Source organism: Plebeiibacterium sediminum (genome assembly GCF_026013605.1).
Classification (GTDB): Bacteria; Bacteroidota; Bacteroidia; order Bacteroidales; family Marinilabiliaceae; genus Saccharicrinis; species Saccharicrinis sediminus.
The window spans coordinates 41,883-59,020 of sequence record NZ_JAPDPJ010000017.1 but is presented as its reverse complement, the minus strand read 5'-3'; the positions used below and the strand labels follow the sequence as shown (position 1 = coordinate 59,020).

The following is a 17,138-nucleotide window of genomic DNA, read 5'->3' as shown; positions in this document are numbered from 1 at the left end:
GTTCAGTATTATAACATAATCTGTATCGGTAACTCTTTTCTTTTTAAAAAATATTTACCATTTAAAGTCATTTTATATAATCATTAACTACGTAAAAATTAGCACACAACATTAAAAAAGGTATTTTTGCACCAAATTTATAAATACGAGATCGTGAAGCAGTTTGAAAAATTAGGAGTAGACAAAAAGTTCTGTAAAGCAATAAACGAAATGAATATTGTTGAACCTACTGAAATACAAGAACAGGTTATTCCTGCCTTATTGCAAAGTAATACCGACCTGGTTGCTCAGGCACAAACAGGTACAGGTAAAACTGCAGCTTATGGCTTACCTTTATTGCACAGTATTAATCCTAATAAAAAAGTTGTACAGGGCTTAATTTTATGTCCTACTCGTGAGTTAGGTCAACAAATTGCTAAACAGCTTTTTAAATTCACTAAATATTCTGACAAGATTTTTACTGAAGCTATTTTTGGTGGAGCTCAAATTGAAAAACAAATAAATGCTTTAAGAAGGCCTACACATATTATTGTTGCAACTCCTGGACGCTTAATTGAGTTGTTGCAACGTAAAGCGGTTGACTTAAAAGATGTTTCAACAGTAATACTTGATGAAGCAGATGAGATGCTTAGTATGGGATTTAAAAAAGAGTTGGATCAAATATTAAAACATCTTGAAAAGATTGATAACAAATGGCTTTTTTCAGCCACAATGCCTGATGGAATCCGAAAAATTGTAAACAATCACCTTTCAAAAAATGCAATAAGAATAGAGGTTAGTAAAAAAAGCATTGTCAACAAAAATATTGACCACCAGTTTTTAATTTGTGAAGAAGCGGAGAAACTAAATATCCTTTTACAAATACTTAAAATTGAAAAAGGTAACAGAGGTATTGTTTTTTGTAAAACAAAAGTTGCAGCCACTACATTGGCAAAACAACTTAATGCAAAGAACATAAAAACTGACGCCATTCAGGGTGATTTAAAACAAATAGAACGAGATAAGATTATGCGTTCCTTTAAAAAAGGAAATATGCAAATTTTAGTAGCAACAGATTTAGCAGCACGAGGTATTGACATTGAAGATTTGTCTTTTGTCATCCATTACCAATTGCCGGATAAAGACGAATATTATACGCACCGAAGTGGACGAACAGCGAGAGCTGGGAAAAAAGGCTATTCACTTGCTTTGATAACTTCTAAGGAAATTAAATCGGTCAGACATTTTGAAAAAGCACTAAAGATTAGTTTTAAACAAATCAGAAGATCGAAGAATTAATATTTATGAAAATAAATATAGCTGAACAATTATACCATGGTAAAGAAGGGTATAACTGTGCTCAGGCCATCTTTAAAACTTTTCAATTAGAATATGATATCAGTGAAGATCAAATAAAGTCAGCATCAGACAAAGGAAGAGGAAAAGCTAAAAATGGAATATGCGGCGCTTTATATGCTGCTCATCAACTAATTGATGAACCTTCTAATATTGAATTTATAAATTCTGAATTCATTCGTTTTGGAGGAAGCATTGAATGTAAAGAACTGAAGAAAAACAGAAAATTATCCTGCAAAGAATGTGTCCGTTTGGCTGCATCAAGTATTCAGGAAATTCTTTCAAAATAAAAAATATAACTGCCGATTCTTAGCAAATACAAAGAATCGGACAGTTATAAAAATTGCCCCGTGCTTAGTTAATTAGTAAACTAATGTTTGAATAGAATGAGGTGCAATAGTTAGTTTTGCGTGTACTCCTTCTATTATTAATTTATAATCCATTTCTTTTTCTGACTCATTCATAACAACAGTAACCATTTTTCCATCAATATTTAAAAAAGATGTACTGATGATATCACTAAAACTTGTTGTTGTACTTACTCTATGAGCTCCTGGTCTGATAAACTTTGAAAAATGTCCGATGTAGTAATATGCCGGAGTATAAATTAACTCCCCGGTATTAGTATCACCATGAATGGGTGCAAAACAAAAGTTACCCACATGGTTTGGACCTCCGTTTTGATCCAGCAAAATATTCCAATCCGTCCAACCTACTGTTCCACAATTAAAATCGTTAATCATTGATTTTCCATAGCGCTCAGCATTTGACCATCTTTGATATTCATTTGCATCAAACTTTTCATTACATCCTTCTGTGAACAATAATTGTTTATCAGGAAACGACTCTTTTACATTTCGTAGGTTATCCCATAAAGGATCTCCTCCTGCCCAGGTTTCATACCAGTGAAAACCAACTCCCCAAACATATTTTGCCGCTTCAGGATCTCCAAGTATTGTATTGGCACGATGTGATATTAAATCACGATTATGATCCCAAACAATAAGCTTTTTACTTTGAAGTCCTTCAGCTTGAAGTGTTGGTCCCAAGTAATTTTTAATAAAATCACGCTCTTCCTCAGCTGTGTAAATACACGACTCCCATGTTTGAACAGCCATTGGTTCATTTTGAACAGTTAGTCCCCAAACAGGAATACCTTCTGCCTCATAAGTCTTAATAAATTTAGCATAGTAAGATGCCCAGGATTGATAATACTCAGGCTGAAGCTTCCCTCCTCTTAGCATATCTTTTCTGCCTTTCATAAAAGCTGGTGGACTCCAGGGTGAAGCATACACTTTGATTGCTGAGTCTGCCTGCGATAAAGCCCTCTTTATCATTGGCAATCGATACGTTTGATCATGCTCAATTGAAAATGAATTCAATTCCTTATCGCCTTCTTCAATATATGTATAACTTTCTGAACTAAAATCACTACTGTGAATTGTTGTTCTCATTAACGTATAGTTAATACCCTGCGCTCCATAATAGGCATCCAACAGTTCCTTTTGTTTCTTTTCGGGAAGCTTACTAAAAACCTCAGCAGAAGCATCTGTGATTGCTCCTCCTATACCTAAAAAAGTTTGAAACTGCTTTTGTGGATTAACAAACACACTGATTTCGCTTTCCAATGGTTGTTCTGCATCTGTAAAACCATGACTCCCCACCAAGGTTAGTCGTTTATTGTCATCTTTTGAAGTGCAATAAACATCTATCATCTTATTTTTAGTATTAAAAACAAGTTCCTCTTTCGATTTTGTATCAACAGACAGAGGTTTACATGCGAAAAATATCACCCCTAAGAATGCCAAAATTCTTATATCCATATTCAATACTTTACCTCTAATTTTACAAAGCTTTTATTTCCAAACATATGTAGTTACAGAATTAGCAGCTAATTTATCAACAAACATTTCCGACCCCTTATCAATATTAAAACGTATTTCAGAACCTGATGTATTTACTACTACCAACACAATTTCTCCGTCAGGTGTATAAAATGCCACATTAGGTAATCCGGAAGGAATATTGGTTGCAATTCGAACAGAGCCAGGGCGAGCAAATTTAGATGCATGCGCTATAATGTAATAAGCCGGATTTCGTGTTACATCATCACCATCGATAGTCAACGCACCTAAACATTGTGTACATCCACCATCTGTATGAGGCTCTAATTTTGAATTACTGGCTAAATTCCATTCTAATACAGTTTTACACCAATTACGAGAAGCTCCAATAATTAAGTTCTCAGTATGCCAAACAATATCATTACCAAAATTCCCAGGGGCTCCAATCCATTGCTCAGTGAAATATAGATTTTTATCGGGATGAGCATTGTGAACTTTGCTCAAATCATCAATTGAACCTCCATATAAATGAAACGCAGAACCATCAACATATTTATTGGCTTCAGCATCATTAAAAATAGTAATCGGATAATCTGTTCGGTCAGCATTATGATCATAAACAATAATCTTGGTTGAGACACCAGCTGCTTCAAATGCTGGTCCCAAGGCATTTTTTACAAAGTTTGCCTGTGCTTGCGGTTCCATGTACATACTTGGGTTATTACCCGGATGCAATGGCTCATTTTGTATGGTTATGGCATCAATGGTAATTCCTTCATTGGCCATTGCCTGAATATATTTCACAAAATAATTTGCATAAGCTTCGTAATACTCTTCCTTTAATTCACCTCCTTTTGTTGCTCCATTGGTTTTCATCCACGTTGGTGCAGACCATGGTGAGCCTAGTATTTTAATATTAGGATTAATCGCCAAAATTTCTTTCAATACAGGAATCAAATGATCTCTATCCGGTTCAATTGAAAACTGATCAAGATTAACATCTGTTTGTCCCGCCAATAAATCATTGTAAGAAAAAGGCGCTGCATCTAAATCAGAAGCACCTATACTTATTCGCAAATAACTAATTCCTATATTTTCTTCATCATAAGCAAAAAGCTCATTTAATAACGCTTTTCTTTTTGATGATGACATATTGAACAAATGAAGGGCACTACCTCCTGTCAACGAAAATCCAAATCCATCCATCTCCTGATACTCAGTGGAAACATCAACATTTATGGAAGCGAAACTATTTGTTTCTGCATTATAAAAACTATCGTCCTGCTTATTAAATTTGGCATTTCCATCTGAGGTTGATAAATATTTTGTAACACTTAAGGCATCCTCCTGTGGTGTTGGAGGAGGTGGTGGCGTATCACTATCCTTTTTACATTGAGCCCCTGTTATTCCAAAAATCAAGGTAATTACAAAAGGAACTATTATTTTTTTACTTTTTATCAGCATAGTTTTTCTTAATTATGGGCAGCTTTTGCTGCCCATTTAATTTTTATTGTTTAACAAACTCATACGTGGCTGTAGAAAAATCATCTGCTACAACTACGGTTACGTTATAAGTGCCTGTTTCAGAAATATTCTTAAAGTTAGAAGCTCCACTATCATTAGTCATGGTACCTACTAAAGCGTTCATATCATCAGTAGCTCCTGCTCCAAACTGAATATCCCATGGCGAGAAAAACTTACTTTCAAAATCTGCAGATAGGTCTGCTGTTACTGTATAAGTAAATGGATGTGCATAAGTCATTTCTGCTTCAAGTTTAGCATCCCATCCCCCATCTGCATCATCATCCCAGTGGAATAACTTCAGATTATAATAGTGCCAATCCAATGTACCTTCGTTCACATTAATAACAAAACCAAAGGCCTGGTCTAGTGAAACTGAGAAAGGATTTGTAGATTCTTGCGCTACACCAGAACCACTTACCTTGTCTCCACTTCCTGCTTCAATAGCATCAGTTGTAGAATAACTTATGCCGCTTCCATCAGATTCTGTATTAATAATTACCTGATCAGATGACTGTAATGCGATGTATGAAGTTGTTGCAAAAGTTCCTTCTCCAACCATACTTAATTCATAAGTATCAGTTCCATTTACGATCACATACATTCTCTCGTCAGGTGCTTTTTCCAGGTCAATACTATACTCATCTGCATTTAGTGTTAGAGTAACAGTATAATAGCCTACTTCAGACTGAGGAATATTTTCAATGCCAATACCTTTATCATTAGCAAAGCTTTCATATGCTACAGTATTTGAAGTCCCTGATACTTTTTTTATAATTCCATCCCAGCTATTGTTCGCTCTGATAATATAATCTCCGGAACTCACAAAACTGATATCTGACTGCCAAACACCATCACCATGGTATTCCAAATCTTCATCAGAATTCCATCCATTTGTTAATGAAGAACCAATTATCCCAAGTGATTCAATTTTAAAATACGTTACCGACATGGCATCAAAGTCGATAATAATTTTATACACACCTTCTTCTTCAACACTCAAAGGATTAGCTCCTCTTTCCAATAAACCATCTTCGTTTATACCATATGAAATTGCTTTAGCACTTTTTCCATTATAAACCATAAATGATTTATTGGCTTTTAATGATGTATGTATTTCATAGACATTCAACTTTTCAGCTGCTGCATCTTTAAGTCTTTTAAACTTAATGGCATTAGTTACATTATCTCCTACCTCAGTTGCTGATCCGGCTAAAAACAATTGATCATCGTCGTATCTAACAACAGTAAACTGTTTTTCATCAGTCGTAGACTTTGATAAACAATCTGCAACCACTGAATATTTCAAAGAAATATCAACACCTGGTTTATAACCTGCCATATACAATGCATCATTCAAATCTGAATATGTTACAGAAGCAGTCGTTGATTTACCACTATTATCGGCTTTAACCGTAAGAATTGGGTTTGATAAATCCTGAGCATCCACAGAATCAATAACTAAAGTATAGTAAACACCATAGCGTGCTGATGAAACTGCAGCATCCCATTGAAAGGAAATTTTTTCATTAGGATTTGCCTCGTCAAGAGTAACTCCATTGATTTGAGCGACAGAAGGAACACTTAAATCCCATTGTCCTTCCGGTTGCAAGTTGCTTTCTTCTGAGCAACTCCAGGCTGTAAACAGAACAAAAACAGCCAATATCCAATTAATATTTATCTTCTTCATTCGTTACGTTATAAAGGGTTTTGTTCCAGATTCGGATTTCTATCCATTTCTTGTTGTGGAATAGGTAATAGAATTTTAGCCTCAGTCATTTGATAGTTTGTAGCAGAACCTGTTCTTAAATCAATCTCCTGAAGATTATTCATTGTTTCAACAGCTACACCATAACGAACCAAATCATCCCAACGCTGCGATTCCTGAGCCAACTCCAATCTTCTTTCTTTTAAAATGACATTACGCAATACTTCTTTTGAGCTTTTTTGATCAGCAGTTAAACCAGGTAAATCAACCCTGTTACGAATTCTATTCACTTCAACAACAGCCAAATCAAGAGAACCAGTTTCATTTAAAGCTTCGGCTTTTAGTAAAACCATGTCTCCATATCTTAAAAGGTAAGGTCTGTCGGAGCTTGACCATCCACTGGCATTTTTCCACTTGTAAGCAAACGGAATACTGCTACCTATAGCATTTCCCCAATATTCATCAACCCAACTTACTGACTCGAACAATACGGACGCATTTTTTCTTATTTCATCACCTTCTGCATCAAAGGCTTCAATTAAATTGTGAGAAGGAGTTATAAATTTACGCCATGTATCACCACTTATTGAAGGAGGCAATAAACATTGAGGTCCCCAATTACCATCACTACCTGATAAATACTGAACTTCCATAATTGACTCTGCATTATTATAATGTGCACCATCAAATAATTCAGTATAATCTATCAATTTATAATTTGCTTTACTGGCCTCAACCTTGGTGATAAAGTTTAACACCTGTGCATAATCGGGACTTGGCTTTTGAGCACAAGCTTTTGCAGCTAAAGCATATGCTGCACCTGCTGTTGCTCTGGCCTTATTTATGCTTGCATCTGCTCCATAAACATCAGGTAATAGATCTGCTGCTGCATCACAATCGGTAATAATTTGAGCAAAAACCTCTGCTGCTGTTGATCTTGGTACATTAACCGCTGATGATTCTGTTGAATTTGTGGCTTCCAGAATTAAAGGAACGCCCCCAAATAGTGTTACCAGATTATAGTAATGATAAGCTCTTAGAAATAAAGCTTCTCCAATAATTTGATTTCTTCTTTCATCACTTAATTGAGGATCTGATACTTCAACCACTTTTTCCATAACCAAATTGGCTTTTAAAATACCATTGTAAAGATTACCCCAACTTTGGTTTATTTTTGAATTGGTAGGAGAAACAGTTAAATAATCAACCTCATAGATACTTGTATTATCACCTCCAGCGTAATGATTATCAGCTCTAACATCCTGAAAAATTACATTATTCCAGATATAATGATCGGATTGAAATGTTGCGTAAGCTCCTGTTAAAGCAGCTTCTATCTGGCTTAACTTATCATAAGCACTTGCTGAAGTTTCATCTGAAATTGGCTCAAGATCAAGAATATCATTACATGAACTCATTGCCAAAGTCATTGCAAAACCTACTAGAAATATTTTAAATCTCATTGCTATCAAATTTTAATTTTAGAAAACCACATTTAAACCAAAGATGATATTTCGGGTTTGAGGATAAGTTCCATAATCAATCCCTTGCATCGTATTTGAAGCTCCATAGGCATTAACTTCAGGATCAAATCCGGAATAGTCAGTCAGTGTAAATAAGTTCTCACCAGTTGCATATACTTTCAATGAAGCAATTCCTGCTTTTTGAATCCATGCTTTAGGAAATTGGTAACTTAAACTAATTGTTTTAACACGTAGGTATGATGCATCTTCAATAAAACGAGAAGATATTCTTGAATTATCTGTATCTGCCCAACTTGCTTTTGGTATATCGGTAACATCGCCTGCTGTACGCCATCTTTTGGTAACAGCTAATAATTGATTCTTTGGATCTGTCATACCTTCCGATTCAATACGGGTTGCATTTAACATGTCGTTTCCATAAGTTCCTTCTAAAAATACAGTTAAACCAAGGCCTTTATAAGTGACCGTATTGTTAACTCCATAAAAGAAGTCCGGATTTGCATTACCAATTACCGTCCTGTCTTCCGGTTCAGGATCAAAAGTTGATTCACCATCCTTTGTTACATAGTATCCATTACCTGTTGCAGGATCAACACCTCCCCAAACATATCCGTAAAGTGTACCCAATGATCTTCCTTCTTCCAAAAGAACAGCTTCACCTCTGCCGGCAACATCACCCATTGCAAGGCTTTCCACAACAAGATTGGTAACTTTATTTCTGTTAAATGAAATATTAAAAGTTGAACTCCAATTGATTGCTTTATCAACATTTACAGTGTTTAAACTTAACTCTAAACCTTTATTTTCCAGGTTTCCAATATTTTGTAACGCTGAACTAAAACCGGTACTTGTTGGTAGTGGAGCATCTAATAATAAATCGCGTGTTTTACGTAAATATGCATCTGCAGTAAGCGTTAATCTTCCATTAAAAATGCTAACATCCAAACCAATATTTGTTTGTTCAGACTCTTCCCACTTTAAAGTATTATTATCCATTGATGAAGGGTAAGTTCCCGGCAATAAAACACCTCCAATTGGATAATCATTTGATCCAACCAATCCGAAATAAGCATAATTACTGATTTGATCATTACCTACAAGTCCCCATCCTGCACGAATTTTTAAATCATTTAAGAAATCGATACTGTTTAAAAATGACTCCTGAGACATACGCCATCCTAATGAAAACGAAGGAAAATATCCCCATCTGTTATCCGGACCAAAAGCACTTGAAGCATCAGCTCTGAAGTTTGCTGTGACTAAATATTTGTCAGCAAAAGCATAGTTTAATCTACTTAAATAAGATTCATTTGATTTTTCTGACTTATTATTACCTGCTGAAGCTATAACAGATCCTGCGTTGGTTGTTGTAATACCATCACTGGCGAAGTTTTCAGTAGTGATATAACTGTTTTCCCACTTATATTTTTGAATAACAGAACCAACTAATACCTCCACAGCATGTTTACTGATTTTTTTCTTAAATGATAATGTATTCTCTGCAATCCAGAAGCTTGATTTATCTGTATTATTGGTAGCAATACCTTGTTTTGCAATACCATAACTAGTTCTGTATGGATCTAAAAAGTAATCATACATTCCGTTACTTTGATCAATTCCGAAATTCGACTTAAAATTAAAATCCTTTAAGAACTTAATATTTAAATACATATTCCCCAAGAATCGCTCACTATTGTATTCCCTGTCAGAACCATCTGTACTTGCTAAAGGATTCTCCCAGTTTTGAAATGGATTACTTGTAAATGTGCCATCTTCATTAAATACATTTATAACTGAAGGCGTATTTAAAACACCGTTAATAACGCCACCTTTGTTAACCGCATTATTATCATTTACATCAACATCCTTATATTTTGTATATGAAATTCTGGTACCCACACTCAACCAATCATTAATCTCCTGATCGAGATTAACTTTAAAGTTGGCTCGGTCCATTTCAGAACTTCGAACAGCCCCAATTTGTTGTACCCATCCTCCTGAAACATAATAAGAGGTTTTATCCTTTCTTCCTGACATGGATAACTGATAGTTTTGAGACATACCTCTTTGGAATACTTTATTTTGCCAATCGGTATTAGCATTATACTTATTCCAATCTGTAGACTGACCTAACTCAGTCATTAAATCACGATATTGCTCTCCATTAAGAACATCCAAAGTCTTCCAAACTTCAGAGAATCCCCAATAAGCATCTAAGGTTAAAGTAGGTTTTTCCGAAGTACCTTTTTTTGTAGTAATTAAAACAACACCATTTGCTCCTTTGGCGCCATAAATTGCAGCTGAAGAAGCATCTTTTAAAACCGTCATTGTTTCAACATCTGCTGGGTTAATTGAGCGTGTATCAGTAGTTGGAATACCATCAATTACATATAAAGGTTCACTATCCGCAGTAATAGAGTTTGTACCTCTGATCCTTATACTTAATCCTTGAGATGGTTTACCTGAGCTTGATGCTACACGAACACCGGCTGCCCTACCCTGAATTAATGATCCCAACTGTGTATTTGGTCGTGATTCTAATTCATCAGCCTGAACTAAAGCTACAGAACCTGTAATATCCTTCTTTTCCTGAGTTCCATAACCCACAACAACTACTTCACCTAATCCTAAAACTTCCTCAATTAAGGTAATATTTAATTGGGTTTGCTCACCTTTCACAATAACTTCCTGCGTTTGCATCCCTATAAAACTGAATACCAAAATAGCACCATCTCCTATTTCTCCTGAAACAGAATAATGCCCCATTATATCAGTTATTGTACCTTGTGAAGTACCTTTTAGCACGACAGAAACACCAGGAATCCCTTCCCCGTTTGTATCAACAACATTTCCCTCAACAGTTTTCTGTTGAGCAAAAGTTATTACTGTAAAACATAAGAACGCCAGTATTAAGGACCATCTTAAGTTTACTTTATGTATTGACTTACTAATTTGCATTTGAAGATTTTTTTAAACTATTATTTGTAATGCAGATAAAACATTTTTGGTGAAATGATTTTCACTTTTTAGTATTGGCATTTTACACTTATTATATTCACCTAAACTCCCTTTCTTCCTTTTTTAAAAATCCTTTCATCTCTCTTTTTCATAGATTAATTAACAACAAAACATTCTTGAGATTTTTACTGCAGGTAAATCTCATTATGCATTTTATCAATTGATTTTTTTGCGCTTTACAAAGAGAATTGAATAAGTAGGGATTTACTAACTTACATAGTGAAAAAGTGGATAAATACAGATACAACAAATCCATTACTACCTCATTTACAAGCAGTTTAATTTGTTAACAAATCTTAAAAAAGTGGAAGCTTTTTAATGTATATTTAAGAATCTAAAGAGAAATTGAGGGTAATTTAGCGAAGAATGGCCCCTATTTTCATCACCTGATCTTCAAAATCATCGCGAGAAAGTGCCTTATTTTTTACCTTTACTCTGTAGTTGTAAATTGTATTTACAGAGTACCTCAATAATTTTGCAATTCTTGAACTATCAGAAATACCTAAACGTATTAATGCAAATATTCTTAATTCAGTGTTTAGCATTTCATCCTTCTTCAATTCAATCTGTTCACCTTCTTCTAGTAATGAGTTTAGTTTTTCAACAAAATTAGGATAGATATGCAGAAAGACAGAATCAAAATTCTCATAGAAAGCCTTCACTTCGTCATCAATTAATTTTCTCGATTTAGTAGTTTTTAAAAGCTCTTCTACTTTTCCTGCCAAAATTTGCTTATTAACATTTCGTCGAATATCATCTATCTTATCAATATAATCAGAGCATATGGTTAAAAAATTTCCAATATAATGCTCCTTCACATGATTGGTTTCCGATAACTCAACATTTAAGTTATGAAGGTTTGTATTTGCTTCTGATAAATTAGTATTTAACTGGTTTAATCTTGAATTAACCGTTTGCAAGTCATTCCTTGTTTTAGCTAATTTTTTCATCTGGTTAACAATGTATAAAAATGCCAAAGTCAACACCAAACTTAACAGACTTATAATGATTAAGTACCTTTTTAATTTCATGCTTTGCTGTTCGCTCTTTAATTGATATGCTTCAGTAATTAAAGGCATTATATTAGACAACTCAATAAAACGAAGCTTTGAATTATAAAACGAAGCATCTTCAAAAGAGAATTTAATATACTTATGGGCTCTGTCAATATCTTTTTCTCCGTGTAAAATAAGAGCTAAGATAGTCAGAGAAGCATTATCCTTTACCGAAGCCATAATATCTGAAATTGCAGAAAGAATCAAATATTTCTTTTCTTTTTCAGGTTCCTTTTTCAGACCGAATAAAAGAGATCTTTCAAAAGTAATCATTGAGTATAAAGGTGTTCCTATTTTAGCGCCTGAAAGTCTTTGTGAATTTATTTGTTCACATTTATCCAAATCTCTGCTATCTCTATACCGCTTCTCCATAAGACTCAAATAAGGCTCTGATTTTTCATCTAATATACGTAGCAATGAATCTGTATAAGCTGCCGACTTTAATGAGTAAGAATTTGCATTATCAGTAGACGGGGAATAAATACTTAGATCAGAATATAATTTAAGTAAATCATTATAATAATCTATTAAAAGATTTTTATCCAATAAACTTTTATCAATCAATTTGAGTACATCCAATGCTTCAAGATATCTGCCTGATGAGGCTAGTAATCGCGCCATCTCAAGATTAGATTCATTAATTAATGTTGGTTTGTTGATCTTTTTAGCAAGAGATAGATTCTTGTTTATATAATTTAATGTAGAGTCAAAATTATAGGTACGATACTCTTCTATCAGCTGATTTTGAAGATAAAACTTTTGATCGTCACCAATATCATTCTTCGTTAGCAGTTCCTTTAGATTTAATAATCTGTTTTGTCTGATAATATCAAAACTATCACGTTTGCTCATTACCTGTTCCAGCTTAACAAGAAGTGTATCAATTTCACTATTAGCCATTAAACCGGAAGATATACACAATAAAAATATACTTGTATAGAGAAAACGTATCATATATGTAGATTTTTGTCAAATATATAAAACCAACATAACATTTAAGAGTAATGAATTCATTAAAAACAAAAAAAGGGATAACCTTAACAGTTATCCCTTGAGTATATCTAGTTTTTAAAGACTAGCAGTTGAATAATAATTCACGATATTTTGGCAATGGCCATAACTCATCATCAACAATTAATTCTAATTTATCGATGTGGTAACGAATATCATCTAAGAAAGGACGAACTTTTGCATCATAAGCAAATGCTTTTTCTGATCCTTCTTCTAGTTTATTACACTCCTTACGAGCTTCGATCATTTCTTTTCTCTTAGTTTTGATATAAGAAGTATGTTTCGAAATCTCTTTAATTAATTCAATGCGTGCTCCGGCTAATTCTTTGAATTCTTCTTCTGAGAATAAATCCTTTAATCCTTGAACATTTTGAATTAATCTTGTTTGGTAAGCCACAGCTGTTGGAACAATATGGTTAATTGCAAGATCAGCAAGAACTCTAGACTCAATTTGAATTTTGTAAACGAATTTCTCCATTTCAACTTCAACACGAGCTTCTAATTCTTTTTCACTCATAATACCACCCTCAACTAAAGTTTTCTTAGCTTCTGGCTCAAGATATTTAGTTAATGATTCAGGTACACTTGTAATGTTTGTTAAACCTCTCTTAGCAGCTTCTTCTTTCCACTCATCTGAGTAACCGTTACCATTAAATTTAATTGGTTCGCACTCAATGATTAATTTCTTAAGAACTTGGAAGATAGCTTCATCTTTCTTAACTCCACTTTCAATTAATCCGTCTACTTCAACTTTAAACTCTCTTAATTGAACAGCAACAGCAGCACTTAAAGCAGTAGTTGATGCAGCAGCATTAGCTGAAGAACCTACAGCACGGAACTCAAAACGGTTTCCTGTAAATGCAAATGGAGAAGTACGGTTACGGTCAGTGTTGTCAAGAATAATTTCAGGAATACGACCAATACCTAATTTAAGAGCTGTTTTCTCATCCGGAGTCATTTTGTGATCAGGTACCTCAGCTACAATTTTATCTAACATTGCAGAAACTTCAGTTCCTAAGAAAGCAGAAATAATTGCAGGAGGAGCTTCGTTAGCACCTAAACGGTGGCTGTTAGAAGCAGTAAGAATAGATGCACGTAATAAATCCTGGTTTTTGTATACAGCCATTAATGTGTTAACCACAAAAGTTAAGAACTGTAAGTTTCCTTTAGGATTTTTACCTGGAGCATATAATACTACACCTGTATCAGTTCCTAATGACCAGTTATTGTGTTTACCAGAACCATTGATTCCAGCAAATGGTTTTTCATGTAATAATACACGGAATTTATGATGACGAGCAACACGCTTCATCAAATCCATGATGATTTGGTTGTGGTCATTACCTAAGTTAGCCTCTTCATAAATAGGAGCAACCTCAAACTGAGAAGGAGCAACCTCATTGTGACGAGTTTTAATAGGCATACCTAATTTGTGAGCTTCAACTTCTAACTCAATCATAAATTTAGATACACGCTCTGGAATAGATCCAAAGTAGTGGTCATCTAATTGTTGATCTTTAGAAGAAGAGTGTCCCATTAAAGTACGACCAGTTAACACAAGGTCAGGACGAGCTTGGTAAAGAGCTTCATCAATTAAGAAATACTCTTGCTCCCAACCCATGTTGGTATGTACTTTTGATACGTTTTTATCAAAATATTGACATACAGCAGTAGCAGCTTCATCAACAGCAGAAAGTGCTTTTAATAAAGGTGTTTTGTAATCTAATGCTTCACCTGTATATGAAATAAATACTGTAGGAATACAAAGTGTTGTTCCAACGATAAAAGCTGGTGAAGAAGTATCCCAAGCGGTATAACCACGAGCTTCAAAAGTTTGACGAATACCTCCTGATGGGAAAGAAGAAGCATCTGGCTCTTGCTGTGCTAATAATTTACCAGAGAAGTTTTCAATAATACTACCATCATCACCATAATCGATAAAACCATCATGTTTTTCTGCAGTTCCATCAGTTAATGGTTGAAACCAGTGAGTGTAGTGAGTAGCTCCTTTTTCAATAGCCCAAGCTTTCATACCAGAAGCGATACCATCAGCTTGTTTACGATCAATAGTTCCTCCTTTAGCGTTTGCAGCTTTAACTGCAGCAAAAGCATCTTTAGAAAGATACTGTCTCATCGCCTCAGCATTGAATACTAATTCGCCATAATAATCTGTTACCTTATTTGAAGGTAAGCATACATCTTTTGGTGCTCTTGAAAGCAACTCATTTAATGCTTGAAATCTTAATGTTGCCATAATTAATAAAAAATTTTAATTTTTTTTTCGAGTTAGCGAAGCAAAAATAAATAATTCTAAATTAAAACCTTTCGTTTTCATGATTTTTTTCATAAAAATTAACCTACTAAAAACAAAACCCCTTTTTTTATTAGATCACTTTGAGTTTTTATGAGATTTTTCGGCATTTTTTTGAAAAAAAAGCATTTTTGAACAGTTTAAAAATTTATTCGAGTAAATATTAAAAGCAAAAAGAGTGATTTATTTATAAATTATAAGATACACACATCTCTTTATTACTATTTAAAACACCAACCTGAAAATAATAAACAAATGGAATGACATTTAATTATATTGGTACATTATGCTCTATAATTTATTCTACATAAAAAAAGCAGGCTTTGTACAAAACCTGCTTCTGGATAAATAATACATTTATAATATATTATATATTGGACTCTACATAATATTTATAGAAATATGGGATTGCTTCAATACCTGTATAAAACTGCTCCAATGGAAAGTTTTCGTTAGGAGAATGAATTGCATCTGATTCCAATCCAAAACCCATTAATATTGATTTTACACCAAGAATTTCTTCAAAAGTTGAAATAATAGGAATAGATCCACCACTTCTTACCGGCACAGGTTTTCTATTAAATACTTTTTCATAAGCTTTTTCAGCTGCCTGATAAGCAGGTAAATCAATTGGACAAACATAACCTTGTCCTCCATGCAATGATTTTACATTAACATTTACACTTGCTGGTGCAATGGATTCGAAATGCAGCTTAAATAAGTCTGCTATTTTTTCATGATCCTGATTCGGAACCAAACGCGAAGAAATTTTTGCATATGCTTTTGATGGCAAAACTGTTTTTGCTCCTTCACCTGTGTAACCACCCCAAATTCCACAAACGTCAAACGAAGGTCTTATACCTGTACGTTCGTTAGTGGTATATCCATCTTCACCTTTTAATTCCTTAACATTCAAAGCAGTTTTATATCCTTCTTCATCAAAAGGTGCCTGAGCCATTTTTTTACGCTCTTCTTCGGTTACTTCAATCACATCATCGTAAAATCCAGGAATGGTAATTTTTCCTTTTTCATCCGTCATTTGCGAAATCATATTACACAATACGTTGATTGGATTTGCTACAGCACCACCAAATATACCTGAATGTAAATCTCGGTTAGGGCCTGTTACTTCAACTTCCCAATATGCCAGACCTCGCAATCCTGTGGTTATTGATGGAATACCAGGTGCGATCATAGATGTATCAGAAACAAGAATCACATCGCTTTGTAGCATATCCTTATGCTCTTCACAGAATTTTGGAAGATGCACAGATCCGACTTCCTCCTCTCCTTCTATTAAAAACTTTACATTGCATGGCAACTGATTTGTTCTTACCATAAACTCGAAGGCCTTTGCATGCATAAAACTTTGGCCTTTATCATCATCGGCACCTCGCCCAAATATTTTACCATCCTTAACCAATGGTTCAAAAGGATCAGAATTCCATAGGTCAATGGGATCTACAGGCATTACATCCATATGAGCATATACCATAACCGTAGGTAATTTCTCATCAATTATCTTTTCTCCAAAAACAATTGGGTTCCCTTCTGTTTCAAACACCTCTGCCTTATCTGCTCCAGCATCTAATAATATTTTCGTCCACTTTTCTGCAGCCCGATACATATCCGGCTTATGCGATTCGATACTACTTATCGATTGTATCCTTAATAATTCAAAAAGTTCGTTTAAAAAACGTTGTTTGTTTTCGCTTATATATGTTTTTAATCCTTCCATTTTTCTTTTTTATTAAAAAACGATACAATATACAAAAGGTTTAAGGTAATATATATGAATTATATCACAAGCCTATTCTTAAACCATACAATATAAAAAAGGCTGTATTCGAT

Annotated in this window: 10 protein-coding genes; 2 read left to right on the top strand and 8 right to left on the bottom strand. The window is 34.2% G+C overall.

Features of this window, described 5'->3' with window-relative positions:
• The first annotated feature begins 153 nt into the window (after positions 1-153).
• Complete coding sequence (locus OM075_RS09390; protein WP_301190243.1) at positions 154-1,278, top strand: DEAD/DEAH box helicase; 1,125 nt, start codon at positions 154-156, stop codon at positions 1,276-1,278.
• A 5-nt stretch (positions 1,279-1,283) separates the two neighbouring features.
• Complete coding sequence (locus OM075_RS09385; protein ID WP_301190242.1) at positions 1,284-1,625, top strand: C-GCAxxG-C-C family (seleno)protein; 342 nt, start codon at positions 1,284-1,286, stop codon at positions 1,623-1,625.
• 72 nt (positions 1,626-1,697) lie between these two features.
• Here the strand turns inward: OM075_RS09385 and OM075_RS09380 are convergent, their stop codons facing one another.
• From OM075_RS09380 to OM075_RS09345, 8 genes are all read right to left on the bottom strand, one after another.
• A complete protein-coding gene (locus OM075_RS09380) occupies positions 1,698-3,158 on the bottom strand; it encodes a glycoside hydrolase family 30 protein (RefSeq protein ID WP_301190241.1) in 1,461 nt (486 codons plus the stop codon).
• Between the two features lie 33 nt (positions 3,159-3,191).
• Complete coding sequence (locus tag OM075_RS09375) at positions 3,192-4,643, bottom strand: glycoside hydrolase family 30 protein (RefSeq protein ID WP_301190240.1); 1,452 nt, start codon at positions 4,641-4,643, stop codon at positions 3,192-3,194.
• 43 nt (positions 4,644-4,686) lie between these two features.
• A complete protein-coding gene (locus OM075_RS09370; protein WP_301190239.1) occupies positions 4,687-6,390 on the bottom strand; it encodes a SusE domain-containing protein in 1,704 nt (567 codons plus the stop codon).
• An 8-nt stretch (positions 6,391-6,398) separates the two neighbouring features.
• Positions 6,399-7,871, bottom strand: a complete 1,473-nt coding sequence (locus OM075_RS09365; protein ID WP_301190238.1) for a RagB/SusD family nutrient uptake outer membrane protein — start codon at positions 7,869-7,871, stop codon at positions 6,399-6,401.
• An 18-nt stretch (positions 7,872-7,889) separates the two neighbouring features.
• A complete protein-coding gene (locus OM075_RS09360; RefSeq protein ID WP_301190237.1) occupies positions 7,890-10,850 on the bottom strand; it encodes a SusC/RagA family TonB-linked outer membrane protein in 2,961 nt (986 codons plus the stop codon).
• 416 nt (positions 10,851-11,266) lie between these two features.
• Positions 11,267-12,919, bottom strand: a complete 1,653-nt coding sequence (gene susR, locus OM075_RS09355) for a SusR family glycan utilization regulator (protein WP_301190236.1) — start codon at positions 12,917-12,919, stop codon at positions 11,267-11,269.
• A gap of 121 nt (positions 12,920-13,040) precedes the next feature.
• Positions 13,041-15,230 carry a glutamine synthetase III family protein gene (locus OM075_RS09350; RefSeq protein WP_301190235.1) on the bottom strand — a complete coding sequence of 730 codons (2,190 nt, stop codon included), beginning with the start codon at positions 15,228-15,230 and terminating at the stop codon, positions 13,041-13,043.
• A gap of 424 nt (positions 15,231-15,654) precedes the next feature.
• Entirely contained in the window at positions 15,655-17,025 is a 1,371-nt protein-coding gene (locus OM075_RS09345; protein ID WP_301190234.1) for a dipeptidase, read from the bottom strand.
• Positions 17,026-17,138 lie beyond the last annotated feature (113 nt).